Raw genomic sequence first — 21,932 nt, 5'->3', positions numbered from 1 at the left:
CAGCCTTACAAACCACTACAACTCAATTATTATAGTCAAGTGAAAAATTTCATCGAAGAATTACGTTGGCGCGGGATGCTGCAAGACATGATGCCCGGCACAGAAGAGCAACTCCAAAAAGGCATTACTACGGCCTATATTGGATTTGACCCTACTGCGTCGTCGTTGCACATCGGCAATCTGGCCACGGTTATGCTACTCAAGCATTTTCAGTTGTGCGGTCATAAGCCCATTGCGCTGGTGGGCGGTGCTACTGGAATGGTAGGCGACCCCTCTGGCAAAGCAGCCGAAAGGTCTTTTCTTTCTGAAGAAACGCTTCGCTACAATGAATCCTGCATCAAAAAGCAATTGGAGCAATTTTTGGATTTTGAGACTAGCGAAAATCCCGCCGAAATTGTCAATAATTACGACTGGTTCAAAGGCATCGGTTTCTTGGAGTTTTTGCGCGAAGCAGGCAAGTACATTACTGTCAATTATATGTCGGCCAAAGACTCCGTAAAAAAAAGACTAGAAACCGGGATTTCCTTTACTGAGTTTAGCTACCAACTATTGCAGGGATACGATTTTTATTGGTTATATAAAAACAAAAACGTGCGCCTTCAAATGGGAGGCTCTGACCAATGGGGCAACATCACCACTGGAACGGAGCTGATTCGCCGTAAAGAAAACAACAACGACGAAATGGCTGAGCACCGCGCCTTTGCTCTTACGACTCCCCTCGTCACCAAAGCCGACGGGACCAAATTTGGCAAAAGCGAAAGCGGAAACGTATGGCTCGACCCCAAGATGACGTCGCCGTATCAATTTTATCAGTTTTGGCTTAAATGTACCGATGCCGATTGTCCTCGGCTTTTACGGGTTTTCACCCTCTATAGCCGCGAAGAAATCGAAGCATTGGAAGAACAACACAAGGGGGCGGAGCACTTACATATCATGCAAAAAGCCCTCGCCAAAGATGTCACTATCCGAGTACACTCGCAAGAGGCTTACGAAATGGCGGTGGCTGCCTCCGACATTTTGTATGGCAAAGGCACACTCGAAACGCTCCAAAGTATGGATGAGGATACCTTCAAGTCGGTATTTGAGGGAGTAGCCCAAACGCACATCTCACGCGATAGCTACGATAGCTGCACGTCAGTTACGGATTTGGTGTCGGTACTAACTAACCATGAGATTTATCCCTCAAAAAATGAAGCTCGCCGTGCGATTCAAGCAAATTCTTTGAGCATCAATAAAACGAAGGTGACAGACCCCAATGCCAAGCCCGAATTTCAACTGCTTCAAGATAAATATTTACTGGTATCAAAAGGCAAAAAAAACCACTTGATATTAGTCTATTAGTCTATCATTTTGTAGTGTACAAAAAAACGCCTCTAAAAATTAGGCGTTTTTTTTGTGCCACAGTTTTGGTATATATTAAAAATCTATTTGGGATATTTATATACAAATCACTCATAATCAATCGATTAAAACACTTGCTTTTTTCAACACTCTGGGGCAAGGCAACCTATTTTATTGAAAAAAAATTTTTTTTCAATAAAATTCCTTTCAAACACTAACTTTGGCACGACTATTGAGAAAGGCTCTTTTGTAGATTGATTACGCAAAACAAATCGCATGGAACACTCTCTATAACCCAAAAGCCATCATGCAGAAATTAAGCCTAAACCAGACTTTACAGCAGAAGCTTTCGCCTCAGCAGATACAGTTTATTAAGCTACTTCAAATTCCAACTGCGGAATTGGAAACCCGAGTAGAGGAAGAGTTGGAAATCAATCCAGCATTGGAAGAGGGAATGGATGAGGAGTTACAGAATAAAGATGAGTATGGAGATGACAATGACGACGATTATGACGATGAATACAATCAACGTGATGATATTAGCCTTGATGATTACCTAAATCAAGATGAATATGCAGGCTATAAAATGCATAGTGACGGTTCTTTTGGCGAAGAAGAACGCGAAATGCCAATCGCAACCCTTCACACTTTGCATGATGCCCTTATGCAACAATTCGGGTTTTTGAGACTCAACGACCGCCAAAACATCATTGGGATGCAGTTGCTAGGGAGTATCGAAAACGACGGCTACATTCGTCGTTCGTTGCAGGCGATTGTTCATGATTTGGCTTTTTCTCAAGGATTTTATTGTGGTATCGACGAAGTAGAGCAAGTACTAAAAAAAATCCAGACCTTCGACCCTCCGGGTATCGGTGCTCGTAATCTGCAAGAGTGCTTATTGCTACAACTAGACCGCAAAGACCCCAACGACCCCAATGTCACGTATGCGATTAAAGTAATAGAAGATTTTTTTGAAGAATTTTCAAAAAAACACTACGAAAAAATTCAAAAAAGGCTAGGTATTAATGACCATCAAATGAAATGCGTCATTAGTCTTATTACAAAGCTCAATCCTAAGCCTGGCTCGGTAGAAGGAGAAGATGGATTAGCCCAGTACCTGTTGCCTGATTTTTGGGTCAACAACAACAATGGCAAGCTAGAAGTACATCTTAATGCAAAAAATGCTCCTGAGCTTCGTATCAGTCGTTCGTTTGCCGAAATGCTTGACACCTATGACAAAAGCGACAAGTCTAATCGTCATATCCGCGAAACAGTCACGTTTGTAAAGCAAAAATTAGACGCCGCAAAATGGTTCATTGATGCCATCAAACAGCGCCAAAATACCCTGCAACGTACGATGGATGCCATCGTCAACTACCAATATGAGTTTTTCTTGGAAGGTGATGAGGCACGCTTGAAACCCATGATTTTGAAAGATATCGCCACTTTGATTGAAATGGATGTTTCTACCGTATCACGGGTAGCCAATAGCAAGGCCGTTCAGACTGAGTTTGGGGTGTATCCCCTCAAATATTTCTTCTCTGAAGGTATCTCAACCGACTATGGCGAAGATGCTAGTAGCCGCGAAGTAAAATCAATTTTGAAAGAGCTTATCGAAAACGAAGCCAAAGGAAATCCTTTATCTGACGACAAACTTGAGAAACTCCTCAACGAGCGTGGCTACAACATTGCCCGCCGTACGGTAGCCAAATACCGCGAACAACTAAACATTCCTGTGGCGCGTTTGAGAAAACAACTTTAAAAAGAGAGGACTACATAAAAAAGTAATAGCGACACGTTACAAATGAATTTCTATTTTTGTAACGATTTTTTCGCTTATACTCACTTTTAATGTTTTAGTCATCCCTTGAATACGCGTTTAGCTCAGGTATTTTCGGTAGTCCTTCATCCGTTACTGATGCCCACTTTGCTGTTGGGCGTTTTATTTTTTTTTGCGCCTTCTGTGATTGGGGTAGATATTCTAAACCCGACCTTACGTATCACTTTATTGGGATTTGTGAGTATTACTACCTTTGTATTGCCTGCTCTCACTATCTATTATCTTTATCGAGCCAAGTATATCAAGAGCCTGCATATGCAAGACTTAGCCGACCGACGGCTGCCTTATTTTGTGACAGCCCTCTTGTATGCGCTATCTACTTATTTTTTTACTGTCCAATTGAGAGCTCTTTCAGAAATATCCCCCGAAATCGGAATTGTTTTGGGAAGTATTACGGTTTCTATCCTATTGGTAGGAATTATTAGCCTCTCTTGGAAAATCAGTGCACACGGAGTAGGTATAGGAGGCTGTTTTGGTGCTATTTTGGGAATAGCAGTTAAGTTTTCTCAAACCCAACTTCTATATCCTTTGGTAATACTGACTGTACTCGTGGGTTTCTTAATTAGCGCGCGTCTTTATCTCAACGCTCACACACCTTTGCAAGTAATAGCAGGTTTATCACTCGGAATTTTAGTAAGTTTGCTTACTGTATGGCAATTTGTTTGAAAAACTTAAATTTTACCTATGATGAACTACGAGCATATTCTTTTTGAAATCAACGACGGAGTTGCAAAAATCATTCTTAATCGACCTCAAGTCTATAATGCACTCAACACGGGGTTATTACAGGAGATTACAGCTGCCGTCACCGCCGCAGCTACCGATAGCACCATCAGAGTAGTGGTCATAACAGGCGCTGGCGATAAAGCCTTTTGCTCAGGAGCAGATCTCAAAGAAGGTATGCGCGATAATAACAATTTGGGAGATTCGCTTCGTCAGTATTATAACCCCATGATTCTGGCTATTCGTTCTATCCCCAAACCAGTGATTTGTCGGCTCAACGGCGTCGCAGCAGGTGCAGGATGTTCGTTAGCACTTGCTTGTGATGTGGTGATTGCCGCCGAAACTGCCTATTTGAGTCAAATATTTATCAATATTGGATTAATGCCTGATGCCGGTTCTACCTTCTTCTTACCAAGACTTGTAGGGATGCAGCGCGCCTTCGAAATTGCCTCTACGGGCCGTAAAGTCACCGCCACCGAGGCGGCTCAGCTTGGTTTAATCACCAAAGTAGTGAAAGCTAGTGAGCTAGATATTGAGATTTGTGAAGTGATTACCTACTATCGAAATGCTCCCACGCAGGCAATCGGAGCGATGAAAAAAGCCCTCAATCAGTCGATTTATTCTAATCTGGATGAAATGCTTGAACTAGAAGCCGAATCGCAAGAAAAACTGAGCCATACCTATGACGCTGGTGAGGGGATTATGGCCTTTTTACAGAAAAGAAAAGCCAAATACCGAGGCAAATAAGATGTTTTAACCTTTCATTTTACTATTACTACGACAATGCTCATCAGGATTGTAAGAATGACTTTTGTTCCCGAAAAAGTAGGCGAATTTTTAGCCATTTTCGAACAATCAAAACGCCAAATCCGAGCCATGAAAGGTTGTCATCATTTAGAGCTATGGCAAGATTATACTCTTCCCAATGTATTTGTTACTCACAGTCATTGGGAAGATGATAACGCCCTCAATGATTATCGCAATTCAGAGTTGTTTAGAAACACTTGGAGCAAAACAAAAGTATTATTTGCAGATAAGCCTGTTGCGTTTTCTTCTAAAAGTAGCGAAATAGTGTAGTGTTTATCCAAAAAGTGCTTTCAGTTCGGTAGCTTCGGCTGGATTCATACGTCCAGCGAGCACAAGTCTCAATTGCCGGCGTCGTAGTGCGCTCTGATACAGCTTCTCTTCTTCTTCTGTTTCGGCTACTACGGGAGCTACTTCAATCGGTCTTCCGCTTTGATCTACCGCCACAAAAGTATAAAAAGCGGAATTGGTATGCACCTCCTTTTCGCCCGCCGATATATTTTGAGCGCTCACTTTGATATGTACTTCCATCGAAGAGTTGAAAGCCCGTGTAACTTGCGCCTCAAAAGTCACGATATTACCTAGTTTAATAGGCTCAGCAAAAGATACGTTGTCTACCGAGGCAGTCACTACGGTACGGTTGGCGTGTTTTTGAGCGGCAATAGCCGCACAAATATCCATCCAATGTAGTAGTCGCCCCCCCATGAGGTTGTTGAGCGTATTGGTATCATTAGGTAAAACCATTTCGGTCATGATGGTGTGGGACTCGCGAGCAAACTTAGGCTGAGGCATAAAGTTGTTAGTTGTTGATGTATGTAAAAGTAAATGGTCTTATGATTTTATTTATAAGTATTATGAAAGAGGCCACAAATTTAATTCTAAAGTCCTAAACCACAATCCACCGAACCATTTCACTCACAGGTATGTTATTTAAGCACTATATCGTACATCTGTTAATAAAGTATTTGAATTTCCCAATAACTTCGTATATGTTATGAGTCAATTCATGGTCGAATTTGTATTGCCAAGAGAAATGCCAGAAGATTTTTTGGCTAAAATCCCCCATCAACGCCTCAAAATCAATCAGTTGATGGAAAGTGGCAAAATCACTGCCTATTCGTTGTCTATTGATCGCTCTAAGCTTTGGTGCGTGGTCAATGCCAACAACGAATTTGATGTAATGGAGATTATTTCGGAGTTTCCACTGATTGATTTTATGCACCCTACTATCTTTGAATTGATGTTTAACAATACCGCCACGGCCGTCAAATTGCCTATGTTTTCTTTAAACTAATCAACTTTGGTAAGCAATATGCTTATCTTTGGGGAAAAATTACAGCCGTGACACCTTTCGATACTTTTACTCAACTTCAAACTCACTCACACCAAAGCGCTCAGTCCTTTCACCAACTTTATCAACGTCTTTCTTGGCTGAGGCTGCTGTTTTTTGTAGGTACTATCTCCTTGTGTTGGTTATTGTACGAATCATATTTAGTGGCAGCCATTATATGTGGGCTAGTGGGTATCTTGCTTTTTGGAATTTTACTCAAAAAACACCAGCAAGTTAGCCACAAAAGGAATTTACAAAGAGCCTTGGCCGATATCAATCACGAGGAAATCGCCCGCCTTTCACTAGCTTTTTTGCGCCCTGAGACTGGCGAAAATTTTATCCCAACTCATCATCCTTACTGTACAGATTTAGATATTTTTGGAAAGCACTCGCTTTTTCGGCTACTCAATCGCGCTCATACTCAGCCTGGTATGCAGACCCTTGCTAAATGGCTGCTCGCGCCTTCTGACCTTATCGAAATCACGATGCGTCAGCTTGCTATTGCAGAACTTACGCCCCTACTTGAATGGCGGCAGAGCATCGAGGCTACTGCCCGGATAGAAAAGCAAGTATCTCAATCACCAGATTTTCTGCAAAATTGGCTCCAAGCGGGCGAAAATCAATCTATTGTAAGATGGCGTCGTTGGCGACTACTACCTATATTCTCAATAAGCCTAATCATCGGGGCTTTCATGGATTTGATTCCGTGGGTAATAGTCATCCTTCTCTTGGGCTTTCATGGCTATATTTTGAGTAAATTGAATGCATCGGTGAAGCTTTATGCCGAACAATCCCAACAAATCGTTGACACACTCAAAGCCTACGGGCATATTTTATCCCAAATCGAACAGCAACCTTTCAAAGCTGATAAACTGAAGCAATTACAAAAACAACTAACTTCTTCTAATCAAACTGCTTCGGCTTCTATCCGCCAACTAGCCCAATATACCGAGAACCTCAATTTTAGGCTTAATCCTTATTTTATGTTGGCTATAGGCCTGCCTACTTTGTGGGATTTGCAATGGATGACCAAGCTAGAAGATTGGAAAAAAGTACATAAGCACGATTTAGAAACTTGGCTAGGAACGTTGGGGGAAATTGAAGCGCTCAGTAGTCTCGCTGGCTACGCCTATGCCCATCCTGAGCTTCCTTTTGCTAGGTTTGATTCGCGCCCTTTTCATTTTAAAGCTTCCAAGTTGGGGCATCCACTTTTATCGGCTTCTAAGCGCGTATCTAATGATTTTGAAGCCAACCATGTAGGCCAAACTTATCTAATCACGGGTTCAAACATGTCGGGAAAAAGTACTTTTCTCAGAACCGTAGGACTCAATATAGTGATGGCACTTACAGGGTCGGTAGTATGTGCCAAATCTTTGGATACTTCTTTGGTCAGGGTTTTTACGAGTATGCGTACGCAAGACTCTCTTGAAGAAAACACTTCTTCTTTTTATGCAGAACTCAAACGCCTCAAAGCCCTGCTCGAACTCACTCAAACGGGCAGTGTACCTGTTTTTTATTTTTTAGATGAAATCCTCAAAGGGACCAATTCTTCTGACCGTCATCGGGGAGCCGAGGCCTTGATTCTTCAACTTCATCAGTCCAATGCCTCAGGTTTTGTATCTACTCATGATTTGGAATTAAGCCAAATGGCAGATGAGCATTCATTCGTCCACAATCACAGTTTTTATTCTACTTTCAAAGACGGGAAGCTTCTGTTTGACTATCAACTGCAAGAAGGCGCTTGCAAAGAATTTAATGCCACAGCATTGATGCAACAAATTGGCATTAAAATTTAGAGGACTAAAATGCCGAATTTGAAACAAAATTCAAGAAGGAATTACTATAGGTTTCGTATCTTTCTTGATCGACTTGGTACAAATAAGCTCCTTTTTTGGATGATTTTTGTTTTTCTTTCAATTTGACCAACAAGCGTGTCGATAATATTTTTCGGCTAAAATTTCGCTTGTCAAAAGTAGTTTGAAAGATAGCTTCGTAGAGCTTTTGTAACTGCGGAATCGTAAATTTTTCGGGCAGTAACTCAAACCCAAGCGGATGCAAAGCGGCCTTATACCGTAGCTTATTGATGGCCAAATCTATCATTTGGCGGTGGTCAAAAAGTAGTTCTTTGGGCATCTCGCTTACCGGAAACCATTCCGCATGATAGGCTTGCGAGAGCGTAGAGTCGATGTGTTCGATATTAATCAGTGCAAAATAAGCTACCGATACAGTTCGCTCTATCGGGTCTCGATCCACATCACCAAAGGTATACAATTGCTCTAAGTAGACATTTTTGAGTCCCGTTAGTTCAAACAAAATCCGCTCTGCCGAACGCTCCAGATTTTCGTTAGGAGCAAGCCACCCACCCATCAAAGACCATGTTTGTAGGGTAGGGTTTGGTCCTCTTTTTACCAACAAGATTTTTAACTGCTCGCCATCAAATCCAAAAATAATAGAATCCAAAGCCACAAGACATTTGGGCTGTTTGTTGTAAGAAGCCTTATCAAGCATATAGTACTATTTTCATCATAGGTAAGAAGACGAAAATTAGTATTTTTTACTTTATACCCCAATAGTGTCGCCTTCATCAACGGGTATTTTTTCTTCAATATACCCAATGATGAGGTCTGCCACATTGATGCCCGTTGTTTTTTGGATACCTTCAAGGCCAGGCGACGAATTGACTTCCATAATCATTGGTCCACGATTCGACTGAATCATATCTACGCCAGCTACCTTGAGTCCCAAGGCTTTAGCAGATTGTAAAGCAGCTTTTTCTTCTTCAGGTGACAACTCGATGGTCTCTGCTTTTCCGCCGAGGTGTAAATTTGACCGAAAATCCCCTGGCTGTCCCTGCCGACGCATAGCCGCCACTACTTTATTTCCAATCACAAACGCTCTCACATCAGCCCCGTTGGATTCAGCAATATATTCTTGAATCAACACATTGGTTTTCAGACCATAAAAAGCCTCAATAGTCGATTTGGCGGCTTTGCCTGACTCGGCCAAGACGACCCCTACGCCTTGGGTTCCTTCTAGTAGTTTGATAATAACGGGAGGCCCTCCTACAAGCTTGATTAAATTGTCAATATCTTTGGTCTGATTGGCAAAAACCGTCTTGGGGATTTGAACTCCTGCTTTGGATAAGATTTGCAGGCTCCTGAGTTTGTTTCGAGACCTCATGATAGCCTGCGACTTCACGGTGGTAAAAATCTTCATCATCTCAAACTGCCTGACCACCGCACAGCCATAATCAGTCACAGAGGCGCCTATTCGGGGGATGATAGCATCGATTCCCTCAATAATTTGGTTGTTGTATAAAAGTACTGGTTTTTCTTCTTCAATCATTACATGACATAGCGAGTGATTGATAATCACTCCTTCATGTCCTCGTTTTTGAATAGCTTCCAACAGTTTTTTGGTAGAATATAGCTTTGAATTAGCGGAGAGAATCGCAATTTTCATAATTAATTGATAGTCAATAAAATTCCGTTTGTGTGATAAGCAAACGCGGCAAAATTAAAAGGAAGTATGGTGAAATAATGTTACGATTTTGTTAATCAGTCAAGTGAGTAATCTAGACAGAAGTAGAGAGTAATTTCTGAGAGTAAGACACATTTTCTAAGCTTACATCTACCACAAAACGGTTACGAAGCAATTTGCGGCCTATCAAAACTGGGTATCGCATTTGTTGGCGGTCAGCAAGCGAAAATTCGGTCACAAACATTTTACCAAACAATGCAACTTTTGTTTTAATAACATAGCGCATTTCAGTTTGTCCAAAAGAGTTTTTGACGGCTTTTAACTCAAAATGATTAGTTTCAAACTTTTGATGTTTTTCGCCACGGTGCGCAGGTAAATAAAAAGTCAATGTTTCTTTAATAAGTTGTACTTTATAACAATGAATCGCTGAAGTATATGCGCCAGTATCTACTTTAGCCCGTACATCCGTTATCCCTAAATCGGGAAAATCTACCACATCGTTACGGCCAATCACCCATTTTTTGGGTCTAATTACAGTTTTAAGCTTTTTCTTTTTTGTTTTCACTATCGTGGCAACTATCGTATCGTCAAAGATACATTAAGATAAGGTAAAGGGTTCCAGTATATTGACATTTTCTTAAAGTAAGCTAATTTATCATTAGTTTTGGTCAATATAACACCTAGAAAATTGTAATAATTGCAGTAAAATTGTAACTTTACATACAGTAATATTTGACTAACCTAAAAATGAGCCTTAGTATCGATTACAACTCTATTCCTACAGTTGATGGTCCGGTGCGGATTTTGAATGAGGAAGTGAATGCATTTGAGGAGGTAGAAAGTCCCACAGACGTAGAGTTTTTTATTCGTCAGGCATTTCAATCTAACCCTCAACTTGGGTGTGAGCTACTTTATCGCTCATACTATCAGCCCCTTTGTAGTCATGCAGTGAGGTTTCTTTATTCCAAAACCATCGCTGAAGATTTAGTATCTGACATCTTTTATCAATTTTATTCCAAAGAAACCTATCGCGAAGTAACGACCTCTTTCAGAGCTTATTTGTACAAGACGGTACGCCACCGTGCCTACAATTATCTGCAAAGGGAATCAAAACGTATGACAGGCTTGGAGATTTTAGAAAATTCTTCTGACGACGTCATCTCTCAGCCCGACTTAGTTACTCAATACGAAGAACTGTATCAAGAAATCGAAAAAACAATCAGCAACCTTCCCTCACAACAACGCAAGATTTATTTGATGTATCGGTTTGAAGGTAAAAAATATGCTGAAATCGCCGATATACTCCAATTATCGTTGCGCACGATTGAAGTTCAGATTAGAAAAGCGAATCACACACTCAGAGATATGTTGAGAGCAAAAGGTATTACAATACTGAGTTTTGTCACCGCTTTATTGGCTGATTTCTAACAAAATTTATCTTTTTCTAAAAATTTTTAAATCTGGTATAAGGGTTTGTAGATAGCACATGTGTCTATCCTATGAAAGTAATACTAAAAGCCCTTAAAATACCATTTTGTGAGACAAATCTTTGTTACGAAACCCCTTCTTTTTGATTATTTTGCTGGTCAAGTTACAGCTATTCAACGCTCTCAAATAGAAGAATGGGCTTTAGACCCTTCCAACGAAGAGTTTTTCTATTTGTGTCTTCATGAATGGGAATTGAGCAGACCTATGTATCAGGCAAACCTGCCTGAAGGCATAGAGCGGTTCCATAAGCAACTAGAGATGCCTTCTTTAACTAATGAACAGCCCACCGACGCCATTGAAAAAAGACAGCCAAGAAATCCGTGGTGGACTTGGAGTATACAGTTGGCTGCTGCAAGTTTTTTACTTATTTCGCTCGTAACTCTGTGGCTCTATCAAGAGCAAATTTTCACCAAAACATATACTACCAATTATGGTCAAACCCAATCTTTTACCCTAGAAGATGGTAGTAAAGTATCCTTGAATGCTAATTCGTCGTTGAGTGTTCCACGCTTTGGTTTTGGGAGTTCTACCCGTACTATCTTTTTGAAAGGAGAGGCGGATTTTTCAGTAGTTCATACCAAAGATGACAAACGATTTTTAGTAAAGACAGGCGCTTCGTTTGATGTAGAAGTACTCGGAACTGAGTTTACGGTTTTAGCACGGGAGAATCAATCAAAAGTGGTACTTACCAAAGGCAAGGTCAATATTCAGTATCGTTCCAAAAATCAACGTCCACAGCTTTTTACCATGAAACCTGGGGATTTAGTATCCCTTACCGATAAGGGAAACATGGAAATAAAAAAAGTAATGCATCCCGAAAATTATTCCGCTTGGAAAAACAATCGCTTTGTATTTGACAAAACTAACCTAAAAGAAATTGTTACACTTCTTCAAAACAACTACGGTATTCGGGCCCAAATTGAAGACAAAGAATTGCTTGATTATTCTTTGTCTGGCTCATTTCAAGCCCGCAATGCCGAAGAGTTATTAACGGCTCTATCCGAAATTTTACCAGTTTCTATTCAGCAGAAAGACAAAAAAGTAATCTTCAAGTCAATTCATTAACCAATCTTAACTAACAATTAATTTATTTATCTACTATGACAAAAATGAGCTACAAAATGAGGCTAATTGGCGTCCCCCTAGCAGCAATGATGGTAGGGCAGCCCATTAGTCAAGCACAAAACATGGAGCGCTCTCCTCTAGCGCACCATACCCCTGCTCCTGAAAGGAAAGGGACCAAAAGCTTGAAAAAAGTCTTAAACGACTTACGTCATCACTATAAGGTAGACATTTTGTTTTCTGACCAAATGGTTGAGCCTTATATTGTATCAGCAAATGAGATTAACTATAAGGAAGGACTCGAAAAAAACATCGAGACACTATTGAAACCATTGGGTTTGGGGTATCGTAAAAGTAGCGACGGCTCTTATGTAGTGACTCGTTCGGGAAAAGTTGAGAAGCAAAGTGCCATTCCTACGGTAGCAGTAGGAAACTTAACCGCTTCTCTCAATCCTAACCTCACTCCCGAAGGAACTGCCACCCGTACGCAAACTGCCTTGGCACAAGTAAAAGGTAAAGTAGCTGACGAACAAGGTCAGGGACTTCCTGGAGTAAGCGTATTGGTAAAAGGTACTACGCTTGGAACCGTAACTGACAACGACGGTAACTATACTTTAAACTTCACCAACGATAATGCTATTTTGGTGTTCTCATTTATCGGTTATCTTCCACAAGAAGTTCCTGTTAATGGACGCAATAGCATCAACGTAACGTTGATGGTAGATGTGAAAGCCCTTAATGAGGTAGTCGTGGTGGGTTATGGTGTTCAGAAAAAAGAAACTGTAACGGGGTCGGTTGTAAGTGTAAAAGGAGGTGACTTGGTAAAATCGCCTGCCGTCAACCTCTCACAATCTCTCGCAGGTCGTCTTCCTGGGGTAGTAGCTACCAACCGCAGTGGTGAGCCAGGCTACGACGGAGCGGGTATCCGTATCCGTGGTTCAAACACCCTTGGTAACAACGACGCCCTTATCGTAATCGATGGTATCCCTGGTCGTGCCGGTGGTTTGGACCGCCTCAACCCTGCCGATATCGAAACTATCTCCGTCTTGAAAGATGCATCGGCTGCTATCTACGGTGCTCGTGCTGCCAACGGGGTAATTTTGATTACCACCAAAAGAGGTAAATCTGGTAAGCCTGAGCTTTCTTACTCATTTAACCAAGGCTGGTCACAGCCTACCCAATTGCCCAAGCTAGCCAATGCTGCTCAATACACTGAGATGCTCAATGACTTGGATATTTATGGATTACCTGCTAACGAATGGGCGGCTGCTACTGCGGCTTACAAATCAACAGGAGTATATACTACCGCTGCTGGTGCTCAACGTAAAGCCCCTTTCCAACCTGAAGATTTCCAAAAATACCGTGATGGCTCAGATCCTTGGGGACACCCTGATACTGACTGGTATGGCGCTACCCTCAAAACATGGTCGCCTCAAACTCGCCACAATGTACAATTGAATGGTGGTTCGGAAAACGTGAAGTATTTAGCTTCTTTGGGCTATCAAAACCAAGACGGGAACTATATCAATTCAGCCACGGGCTATAAGCAGTATGATTTCCGTATCAACTTGGATGCCAAAGTAAACAAGTACATCAACTTGAATATGGGGGTAACTGGCCGCCAAGAGTCTCGTTTCTTCCCTACCAAAGGTGCTGGTGCGATTTTTAGGATGTTGATGCGTGGCAAACCCCAACAGCCTGCTTACTGGCCTGACGGACGCCCTGGCCCTGACATTGAAAACGGTGAAAACCCCGTTGTAATTACTACCAATGCCACGGGCTATGACAAAGACAAACGTAATTATCTTCAAACCAATGGACAACTCGACATCAAAATCCCTGGCGTAGAAGGTCTGAAATTTACAGGAACTGCCTCTATCGACATTTTGTCGCGCAACATGCGTCGTTGGGAAACTCCTTGGACTCTATATGAGCGTGGTACTGGCTTTGAAGCCGATGGCGTAACTCCCAAATTGATTGCTAGTAAACGCGGACCTGCCGAGCCACGCCTTACTTTGACCAACGAAAATCAGCTCAATATCCTTCTAGGAGGTATTCTTACCTACGAGCGTACTTTTGGTGCACATGGTTTAACATTCTTGGCTGGAACCAACAAAGAGACTATCCAAGGTGATAACTTCAACGCTTTCCGTCGTTATTTTATCTCTCCTGCCCTTGACCAAATCTTTGCAGGTGGTGACTTAGAGAAAAACAACGGTGGTGGTGCTTTCGAACGCGCTCGTTTGAACTACTTTGGTCGGGTTGCTTACAACTACAAAGAGAAATACCTAGCTGAATTCTTGTGGCGTTACGACGGTTCAGATATGTTCCCTGAAGCTACACGCTATGGTTTCTTCCCTGGTGCCATGGTGGGCTGGGTACTGTCTGAAGAAGATTTTATCAAAAAATCTTTGCCTGTATTCAACTACTTGAAACTCCGCGCCTCTTACGGACAAATGGGTAACGACCAAGTGTATCTTCCTAACACTTCTACTCTTGCTACTTATCAGTACTTGTCTACTTATGGTTTCCGTAGCTATATCATTAACAATACTGAAACTAAGACTTTGTACGAAACACGTGTTCCTAACAACTCTATCACTTGGGAAATCGCTAATAATGCTGATATCGGTTTGGAAGGTCAATTGTTAAATGGAAAAATCAACTTCGAATTTGACGTTTTCTCAAACAAACGTACCAACATCTTGTGGTTTAAAAACGCTTCCGTACCTCAATCAACGGGGCTTTCTTTACCAGCACAAAATATCGGAGAAGTGGCTAACAAAGGTTGGGAATTCAACATCGGTTATCGCAACCAAGCAGGTGCTTTCAAATACAACGTAAGCGTAAACGGAGGATATGCCAAAAACAAAATCCTTTTCTGGGACGAAGCTCCTGGGGCTCCTGAATGGCAACGCACGACTGGTAAGCCTATGAACACCGTACAAGCTTACATTTATGACGGTGTATTTAAAGACCAAGCAGAAATCAATGAAAATAAAATTGATTACAAAGCGATCGTAAATACCCTCCGCCCAGGTGATATGAAGTATGTGGACTACAATGGTGATGGCAAAATCACCCCCGACGACCAAGTTCGTACCAATTTCAACAACATCCCCATGTTTCAAGGAGGTTTGAGCTTGATTGCTAGCTACAAAGGTTTCGATGTCAATATCCTATTCCAAGGCTCAGCAGGTGCTAAACAATACGTAAGCCCCGGTGAAATGGGTAACATCGGTAACTTCCTTTACAGCATGTACAGAGACCGCTGGACGGTAGAAAACCCAAGCAGCGTACACCCTCGTATTGCTAACCGTAGCGACCAATACTTCTCAGGAAACAACACCTACTGGTTTAGAAGCACTGATTATATCCGTCTCAAAAACTTTGAGATTGGATATGCTATTCCTTCAGTGCTCACAAGCAAAGTAGGTATGGGAAATGCTCGTATCTATCTCAACGGCCTGAACCTTTTCACTATCACCAACTTTGATTCATTTGACCCTGAATCAAGCTCATCAACTGGTCAATATTATCCTCAGCAGCGTATCATTAATGCTGGTTTGACAGTTTCTTTCTAACAAACATTTTTGAAATAAATATGAAAAAACTAAAATACATATCAGTCACTGCTCTCTCTGCCATGTTGGTTTTGGCAGGTTGTAACGGTGATTTTGTCAACACCCAACCTCTCGATCAATTGTCGGAATCGACAGTTTGGACCGATGGTGCCTTGACCGATGCGTTTGTTACTGAAATTTACGCAGGTTTTGGTAATGGAGGATTTGATGAACAAATGCTCGCCTCTTTGACCGATGAGACCATTTTTACTCACCCTGGTCGTGGTATTACAACTATTACCGAGTCACGTTCAAACCCTGCTGACCCAGGTTGGATCAACGGAACTTTGAGTTGGGCCAACATGTACTCACGTATTCGTGCCTGTAACTTAGCACTGAGTAAATTGGAAAAACCACAATTCAATGATGCCACTTTGGTAGAACGTTTGAAAGGGGAAGCGAAATTTTTGCGTGCTTATTACTATCACCAACTATTGCGCTACTATGGTGGTGTACCTCTAGTGGATCGTCCATTTGAATTGGGAGAAGCAGACTACCTATCAGAGCGTAATACTTTTGAACAATGTGTAAACTTCATCGTAAAAGACTGCGATGAAGCCGCTACCCTTCTCAATGGCAAGTCATTGGCCGCAGGTAGGGCTACGAGAGCTTCCGCTTTAGCTCTTAAATCTCGTGTGTTGATTTATGCCGCTAGTGATTTGTATGATGTACCCACTGCCAAAGCTAAATCAACTGTTTTGGCCGCATTTTCTAAACCAGAAATACTTGGATATACAAGCGGTAGTCGTGCTGAACGCTGGCAAAAAGCCAAAGATGCCGCTAAAGCGGTATTGGATATAAGTGGCTTAGGTTACCAACTTGCTTTGGACAAACCTGCTTCTAAAGACGAAGGAACTACTAACTATCATAATATTGCGATGTCAAGAAATGGTGGCGAAAAAGAACTCATCTTAGGACGCTACTTCATCAATGCCAAACAAGAAAACGGTGGCCGCCAAGGGTTGTTTAATGGACCTAATGGCTACCACAACTGGGCTGGCAACACCCCTATCCAATTGATGGTTGATGATTATGAAATGATGGATGGTACCAAATTTGATTGGAATAAAGCCGATCACGCTACCAAGCCTTATGACAATCGTGACCCTCGCTTCTACGCTTCGATCTTATATGATGGCTCTAACTGGAAACCTCGTACTGCCGACGTAGCCTCAAAAGACCCTGCCAACCAAATCCAAACCGGAACTTATGAAGTGGTAAGTGGTGGTTCAAAAGTTCCTTTCTTCGGATTGGATACTCGCAAATCATCGGTAGAGGACTGGAACGGTACTTATACTGGCTATTATGCACGTAAATTTATTGATCCAAACCCTGCAATTGTAGACCAAAATACTTGGCAACAAGTACCTTGGCCTTTGTTCCGCTATACCGAAGCTGTCTTCAACTATGCCGAAGCTGCCATCGAGTTAGGTCAAGATGCCGAAGCCCGTACTTGGCTCAACAAAATCCGTTTCCGCGCTGGAATGCCCGCTCTTACCGAATCGGGTGATGCTCTGCGTCAGCGTCTGAGAAACGAAAAACGCATCGAAATGTATCTTGAAGAACAACGCTACCACGATGCGCGCCGCTGGATGATTGCACCTACTACATTAGGCCGCAAAGCAAATGGTATCAACGTGACCGGTACTCTTAAAGCTGGTAAGAGCGTGACGCTTTATAAATACGACCCAACTAGCTACGATTATACTTACAAAGTATTTGAAATCGACCCTGGTAAAGAAAACCGCGCATGGCTAGATAAGCAATATTTCTTGCCTATCCATCGCGATGAAATGAACCGAAATAGCAAGTTGGTACAAAACCCTGGCTATTAATATTACAATTCACCATCTTTTGAGTAATCTTATCTATGCCTGTGGTTCTCACAGGCATAGATTTTTTAAGAACGTGCCTTTCTAAGTTATAATAATTTCATCTTCATATCACGGATATGCCCAAACAATTATTAATAACCGGAATTGGAGTTTGTATGACCCTATCCCTTGCGGCTCAAAACCCTAACTTGATCAAAATTAAGTCAGAGAAAGAGATTGAAAAACAAGTCGCCTTCACAGACCGCTATCGCTTACCAGCCTTTCAGGAAGGAACAGTATCATTCTTGACTGGCGGCAATAGTAAAGCGAAACTTAATTATAATCTCTTATTGGGAGAAATGCACTTTATTGCCCCCAACTCAGATACGCTTTCGCTTTCCAATGAGTATCTTATCAAAAATATTCAAATCAACGATATTGTATTTTATTATAATAAAGACATTGGGTATGTAGAGGTAATGCTGGATACCCCTACCGCCAAACTTGGAGTTAAGCAAGTATTTCGCATCGCTAGCCTCGAAAAACAAGGAGCTTATCAACAATCATCAGGAGCTGGCTCTATCAGAAATTATAGTGTCTTTTCTCATGGCAATGGCTCCGTCCAAAAACTTGAAACAAAAGGAGATATAGTATTTTCAAAAACAAAAACTTATTTTTTTATTGATGTTAATAATCGCTTCTATAAAGTTAGTAAATCAAATATTTATAAGATATTTCCAAAGCATAAATCTACCATCGAAAAATACCTTAAAGAGCACCCTATTGATGTTTATGATGAAGACAGTCTCAAAAATTTACTTCAGTTTTGTAATCAATTACCTTAATTCTTATTTTACATTCTGGTCATTGCCCCAACTCGATTTTTAATTTCCATGAAGCTCCCTTTCTCTTTTTACGTCCTAAGTTTTCTTGTATTGACCACTATCGGCTGCCAAGATTCCTCTTCTGAAAAAAATGAAGAAGCCGATACAAGGGACGAACCTGCTCTTTTTACCCTCCTTACTCCCGAGCAAACACACGTAGATTTTCAGAACATCATCACCGAAGGACTCAACACAAACGTATTGATGTACGAATATTTTTATAATGGTGGCGGAGTAGCGGTGGGAGACCTCAATGGCGACAAACTCGACGACCTCTACTTTACGGCCAATCTTAGTGCCAATAAGCTCTACCTCAACAAAGGTAAAATGACCTTCGACGACATTACCGAGGCTTCGGGAGCAGGTGGTCGCCAAGGCCCTTGGAAAACAGGCGTTACGATGGCGGATGTCAATGGCGACGGACGTCTGGATATATTTGTGTGTCATTCGGGCAATCTGCCCCCCGAAAAAAAAACCAACGAACTCTTTATCAATCAAGGCAACAATGCCCAAGGTATTCCGACTTTTCTCGAAAAAGCAGCCGAATATGGGCTTGATAGCCCTTCCTCTAGCACCAATGCCTATTTCTTTGATTATGACCGCGATGGAGATTTAGATTTGTTTTTGCTCAATCACAACATCAAATCTTTGCCCGTACTCAACGAATCGAGCAGTGCTCAGCTAGAAAAAATAGAAGATGAAATCAGTGGCTCACGACTTTTTAAGAACCAAGGGCAACGATTTACGGATGTTACCAAACAATCGGGCATCCATAGCTCGGCACTCTCGTACGGATTGGGAGCAGGAATCGGGGATTTTAACCAAGACGGCTGGCCCGATATTTATATCAGCAACGACTACACGATTCCTGACCGTCTCTATATCAATAATCAAAAAGGGGGCTTTACCAATCAACTAGCCGCCTCAATAGGGCATACGTCTCATTTTTCGATGGGCAACGACGTGGCCGATATTAACAACGACGCCACCCCTGATATTTTTACGCTTGATATGCTCCCCGAAGACAATCGTCGCCAAAAACTCCTCATGGCTCCCGACAACTATGAGAAATTTGATATGGTAGTGCGCTCGGGCTTTCATAAACAGTACATGCGCAACATGCTACAGCTCAATCAAGGCGCTACCCAAACTCCCGCACCTCTTTTCTCCGAAATTGGTCAATTGGCCGGAATTTCCAATACCGATTGGAGCTGGGCGGCACTTTTTGCAGATTATGACAACGACGGCTGGAAAGATCTCTACATCACCAACGGCTACCTGCGCGACTATACCAACCTTGATTTTTTGAAATACATGAATGATTTTCAACAAAATCAAGCCAATATTGGCCGCCAAGATGTATTGAATTTAGTCCAACAAATGCCGGCCTCCAACGTCGTCAATTATGCATTCAAAAACAACAAAGACCTCTCTTTCAAAAATGTAGGCTCTCAATGGGGACTAGCTCAAACCTCCAATAGCAATGGGGCTGTATACGCTGATTTGGACAATGACGGCGACCTTGACCTTGTCGTAAATAATATCAATCAGCCTGCCTTCATTTACCAAAACGACGCCCAACAAAAACTCGGGCATCATTATCTCAAAATAAGCCTTGAGGGAGGTAGCATGAACCGGCTAGGCATTGGAGCAAAAATCACTATTTATCAAAAAGAACAAGTTCAATACTTGGAGCAAATGCCCATGCGAGGCTATCAGTCGAGCGTATCGGGTATTATGCACTTTGGCCTAGGAAAAATCGCTAATGTGGACTCCCTAAAAATAGTTTGGCCTAATGGCAAACAACAACGCCTCACTAACCTCAAAACCAATCAATGGCTCACCCTCAAGGAAAAAGATGCTACCGAAACTCCTTCTAAACCCAATAAGGTAGCTCCTATTTTCCAAGAAACACCTTCGAAGATTGCTTACACTCAGCCTGCTTCCAGTTTCAACGATTTTAAGCGTCAGATACTGATGGTCAATCCCCAATCTTATCCTGGCCCTCCTATGGCAAAAGGAGATGTGAATGGTGACGGTCTTGAAGATGTTTTTGTAGGAGGAGGCAATGGGCAAGCTGGGGCACTCTTTATCCAACAAAAGGGAGGAAGTTTCACCAAAAAACCACAAGCCGCCTTTGAAGCCGATGCCAAAAGTGATGCAAGCGATGCTTTGTTTTTTGATGCCAACGGAGACGGCGCTCTTGATTTATACGTCTGTCATGGAGGTTATGCCAATTTTGCCCCTAACGACCCTCTTCTGCAAGATGTTCTTTATATCAATGACGGCAAAGGCAATTTTACCAAAAACCCCGCGGCCCTGCCTTCTATGCTTGCTAGCACAAGCTGCGTAAGAGTAGCCGACATCAACGGCGACCAAAAACCCGACTTATTTGTGGGCGGACGCGTAGTGCCGGGAAGTTACCCCGAAATTCCTACTAGCTTTTTGCTCATCAACGACGGCAAAGGCAATTTCAAAGATGCAATTACGTCCCTCGCTCCTACCCTTCAAAAAGTAGGAATGGTCACTGATGCCGCTTGGCTTGATCTCAATGGTGACAAAAAATCGGAACTTATTGTGGTAGGCGAATGGATGCCTGTCATGGTTTTTGAACAAACCAACGGTAAATTGGAAGATAAAACAGATAAGTATTTTGATAAGAAATACAATGGATGGTGGAACAAACTCCTTGTGGAAGATTTGAATGGAGATGGCAAACAAGACTTGTTGGTAGGGAATTTGGGACTTAACTCCCAGATTAAAGCCTCTCCTCAACAGCCTGCCGAATTGTATTTCAAGGATTTTGACCAAAATGGGCGCATTGATCCCATTTTATGTACCTATATTCAAGGCAAGAGCTATCCGTACATCACCCGCGATGAAATGATTGGTCAACTTCCTATCATGGGTAAACGCTATACCGACTATAAAACTTACGCCGACGCTACGCTCAAAGATATGTTTGGGGCCTCTGAGCTAGAAGGAGCCACGCGATTAGAAGCCAATCACCTCGCCACTACATTGTTTGAGCAAAACGCTAATGGCAAATTTGTAGTTAAGCCATTACCTACTGAGGTTCAAATGTCACCTGTTCACGCTATAGCAGTCATTGACTATGACAAAGACGGGAAAAAAGATTTATTACTTTGCGGAAATCAGCTTCGTACGCGTTTGCGGTTGGGTCAATATGATGCTAATTTGGGAATATTGCTTCACAACAATGGCAACAATAACTTTAGCTATATACCCCAACTTAGGTCAGGTTTCAATCTGACTGGCGAAGTGCGAAGTATCTTAAACATCAACAACAGTCTTTATTTTGGAGTCAATCAACAGAAAATCGCAAGTTATACTTTACGGTAACCTTACAAGAAAAGGCTGTCTAAAAAGTAACAGGCCACAAAATATTCTTTGGTTTCAACCTCATCCCAACCCTTCCACTTTCTGGAGCTACGGTTTATACATATCTCTCTGTGCTATCTTAAAGCCTAGATAGATATTATTAAATTGTTTAATTCCGTCGTTGAGGGTGATAATACCTGG

Annotated in this window: 17 protein-coding genes; 13 read left to right on the top strand and 4 right to left on the bottom strand. The window is 42.0% G+C overall.

Annotated elements, in window-relative coordinates:
• Positions 1-39 precede the first annotated feature (39 nt).
• The 5 genes from tyrS to G563_RS0126030 all read left to right on the top strand — a co-directional run bounded on the left by tyrS (position 40) and on the right by G563_RS0126030 (position 4,981).
• Positions 40-1,341, top strand: coding sequence for a tyrosine--tRNA ligase (gene tyrS / locus G563_RS0126055; RefSeq protein WP_028667919.1), 1,302 nt, complete (start codon positions 40-42; stop codon positions 1,339-1,341).
• 307 nt (positions 1,342-1,648) lie between these two features.
• Positions 1,649-3,103, top strand: a complete 1,455-nt coding sequence (rpoN, locus tag G563_RS0126045) for an RNA polymerase factor sigma-54 (protein WP_028667917.1) — start codon at positions 1,649-1,651, stop codon at positions 3,101-3,103.
• A gap of 105 nt (positions 3,104-3,208) precedes the next feature.
• Positions 3,209-3,847, top strand: coding sequence for a hypothetical protein (locus tag G563_RS0126040; protein WP_028667916.1), 639 nt, complete (start codon positions 3,209-3,211; stop codon positions 3,845-3,847).
• Positions 3,848-3,868: 21 nt separating this feature from the next.
• A complete protein-coding gene (locus G563_RS0126035) occupies positions 3,869-4,651 on the top strand; it encodes an enoyl-CoA hydratase/isomerase family protein (protein ID WP_028667915.1) in 783 nt (260 codons plus the stop codon).
• A gap of 36 nt (positions 4,652-4,687) precedes the next feature.
• On the top strand, positions 4,688-4,981 hold the full coding sequence (locus G563_RS0126030) for a putative quinol monooxygenase (RefSeq protein ID WP_028667914.1): 294 nt from the start codon (positions 4,688-4,690) through the stop codon (positions 4,979-4,981).
• A gap of 3 nt (positions 4,982-4,984) precedes the next feature.
• Here the strand turns inward: G563_RS0126030 and G563_RS0126025 are convergent, their stop codons facing one another.
• Positions 4,985-5,500, bottom strand: a complete 516-nt coding sequence (locus G563_RS0126025) for an acyl-CoA thioesterase (RefSeq protein WP_028667913.1) — start codon at positions 5,498-5,500, stop codon at positions 4,985-4,987.
• A gap of 202 nt (positions 5,501-5,702) precedes the next feature.
• Here G563_RS0126025 and G563_RS0126020 point away from each other — a divergent pair, with 202 nt between their 5' ends.
• Positions 5,703-6,002 (top strand): hypothetical protein, encoded by a 300-nt coding sequence (locus G563_RS0126020; RefSeq protein WP_028667912.1) that lies wholly within the window; start codon positions 5,703-5,705, stop codon positions 6,000-6,002.
• A 47-nt stretch (positions 6,003-6,049) separates the two neighbouring features.
• Positions 6,050-7,834: a MutS-related protein gene (locus tag G563_RS0126015; protein ID WP_037328263.1), complete on the top strand. Its 1,785-nt coding sequence runs from the start codon at positions 6,050-6,052 to the stop codon at positions 7,832-7,834.
• Positions 7,835-7,838: 4 nt separating this feature from the next.
• Here the strand turns inward: G563_RS0126015 and G563_RS0126010 are convergent, their stop codons facing one another.
• The 3 genes from G563_RS0126010 to G563_RS0126000 all read right to left on the bottom strand — a co-directional run bounded on the left by G563_RS0126010 (position 7,839) and on the right by G563_RS0126000 (position 10,083).
• Positions 7,839-8,546, bottom strand: a complete 708-nt coding sequence (locus G563_RS0126010; protein WP_028667910.1) for an NUDIX hydrolase — start codon at positions 8,544-8,546, stop codon at positions 7,839-7,841.
• 51 nt (positions 8,547-8,597) lie between these two features.
• Positions 8,598-9,500, bottom strand: a complete 903-nt coding sequence (rimK, locus tag G563_RS0126005) for a 30S ribosomal protein S6--L-glutamate ligase (RefSeq protein WP_028667909.1) — start codon at positions 9,498-9,500, stop codon at positions 8,598-8,600.
• A 112-nt stretch (positions 9,501-9,612) separates the two neighbouring features.
• Positions 9,613-10,083 carry an ATP-dependent zinc protease family protein gene (locus G563_RS0126000; RefSeq protein ID WP_229598572.1) on the bottom strand — a complete coding sequence of 157 codons (471 nt, stop codon included), beginning with the start codon at positions 10,081-10,083 and terminating at the stop codon, positions 9,613-9,615.
• Between the two features lie 182 nt (positions 10,084-10,265).
• Between G563_RS0126000 and G563_RS0125995 the strand changes: the two genes are divergently transcribed.
• The 6 genes from G563_RS0125995 to G563_RS0125970 all read left to right on the top strand — a co-directional run bounded on the left by G563_RS0125995 (position 10,266) and on the right by G563_RS0125970 (position 21,752).
• Positions 10,266-10,946, top strand: coding sequence for a sigma-70 family RNA polymerase sigma factor (locus G563_RS0125995; protein ID WP_037328261.1), 681 nt, complete (start codon positions 10,266-10,268; stop codon positions 10,944-10,946).
• A gap of 108 nt (positions 10,947-11,054) precedes the next feature.
• Positions 11,055-12,071 carry a FecR family protein gene (locus tag G563_RS0125990; protein ID WP_028667906.1) on the top strand — a complete coding sequence of 339 codons (1,017 nt, stop codon included), beginning with the start codon at positions 11,055-11,057 and terminating at the stop codon, positions 12,069-12,071.
• Positions 12,072-12,127: 56 nt separating this feature from the next.
• Positions 12,128-15,652, top strand: a complete 3,525-nt coding sequence (locus tag G563_RS0125985; protein WP_229598571.1) for a SusC/RagA family TonB-linked outer membrane protein — start codon at positions 12,128-12,130, stop codon at positions 15,650-15,652.
• Positions 15,653-15,672: 20 nt separating this feature from the next.
• Entirely contained in the window at positions 15,673-17,526 is a 1,854-nt protein-coding gene (locus G563_RS0125980; RefSeq protein WP_028667904.1) for a RagB/SusD family nutrient uptake outer membrane protein, read from the top strand.
• 155 nt (positions 17,527-17,681) lie between these two features.
• Positions 17,682-18,350 carry a hypothetical protein gene (locus G563_RS0125975; RefSeq protein ID WP_157585613.1) on the top strand — a complete coding sequence of 223 codons (669 nt, stop codon included), beginning with the start codon at positions 17,682-17,684 and terminating at the stop codon, positions 18,348-18,350.
• A 48-nt stretch (positions 18,351-18,398) separates the two neighbouring features.
• Positions 18,399-21,752: a VCBS repeat-containing protein gene (locus G563_RS0125970; protein ID WP_028667902.1), complete on the top strand. Its 3,354-nt coding sequence runs from the start codon at positions 18,399-18,401 to the stop codon at positions 21,750-21,752.
• The last annotated feature ends 180 nt before the right edge of the window (positions 21,753-21,932 follow it).

The sequence above is a fragment of the Runella zeae DSM 19591 genome, assembly GCF_000423565.1.
Taxonomy (GTDB): Bacteria; Bacteroidota; Bacteroidia; order Cytophagales; family Spirosomataceae; genus Runella; species Runella zeae.
Note: the sequence above shows the minus strand (reverse complement) of the source record. Positions and strands in the feature narration are given on the sequence as shown.

What these genes read in the sequence shown, in the direction of transcription:
- rpoN (WP_028667917.1), top strand. Translation starts at nt 1,649, where the DNA reads ATGCAGAAATTAAGCCTAAACCAGACTTTACAGCAGAAGCTTTCGCCT.
- G563_RS0126035 (WP_028667915.1), top strand. Translation starts at nt 3,869, where the DNA reads ATGAACTACGAGCATATTCTTTTTGAAATCAACGACGGAGTTGCAAAA.
- G563_RS0126030 (WP_028667914.1), top strand. Translation starts at nt 4,688, where the DNA reads ATGCTCATCAGGATTGTAAGAATGACTTTTGTTCCCGAAAAAGTAGGC.
- G563_RS0126025 (WP_028667913.1), bottom strand. Translation starts at nt 5,500, where the DNA reads ATGCCTCAGCCTAAGTTTGCTCGCGAGTCCCACACCATCATGACCGAA.
- G563_RS0126020 (WP_028667912.1), top strand. Translation starts at nt 5,703, where the DNA reads ATGAGTCAATTCATGGTCGAATTTGTATTGCCAAGAGAAATGCCAGAA.
- G563_RS0126010 (WP_028667910.1), bottom strand. Translation starts at nt 8,546, where the DNA reads ATGCTTGATAAGGCTTCTTACAACAAACAGCCCAAATGTCTTGTGGCT.
- rimK (WP_028667909.1), bottom strand. Translation starts at nt 9,500, where the DNA reads ATGAAAATTGCGATTCTCTCCGCTAATTCAAAGCTATATTCTACCAAA.
- G563_RS0125995 (WP_037328261.1), top strand. Translation starts at nt 10,266, where the DNA reads ATGAGCCTTAGTATCGATTACAACTCTATTCCTACAGTTGATGGTCCG.
- G563_RS0125985 (WP_229598571.1), top strand. Translation starts at nt 12,128, where the DNA reads ATGAGGCTAATTGGCGTCCCCCTAGCAGCAATGATGGTAGGGCAGCCC.
- G563_RS0125980 (WP_028667904.1), top strand. Translation starts at nt 15,673, where the DNA reads ATGAAAAAACTAAAATACATATCAGTCACTGCTCTCTCTGCCATGTTG.
- G563_RS0125975 (WP_157585613.1), top strand. Translation starts at nt 17,682, where the DNA reads ATGACCCTATCCCTTGCGGCTCAAAACCCTAACTTGATCAAAATTAAG.
- G563_RS0125970 (WP_028667902.1), top strand. Translation starts at nt 18,399, where the DNA reads ATGAAGCTCCCTTTCTCTTTTTACGTCCTAAGTTTTCTTGTATTGACC.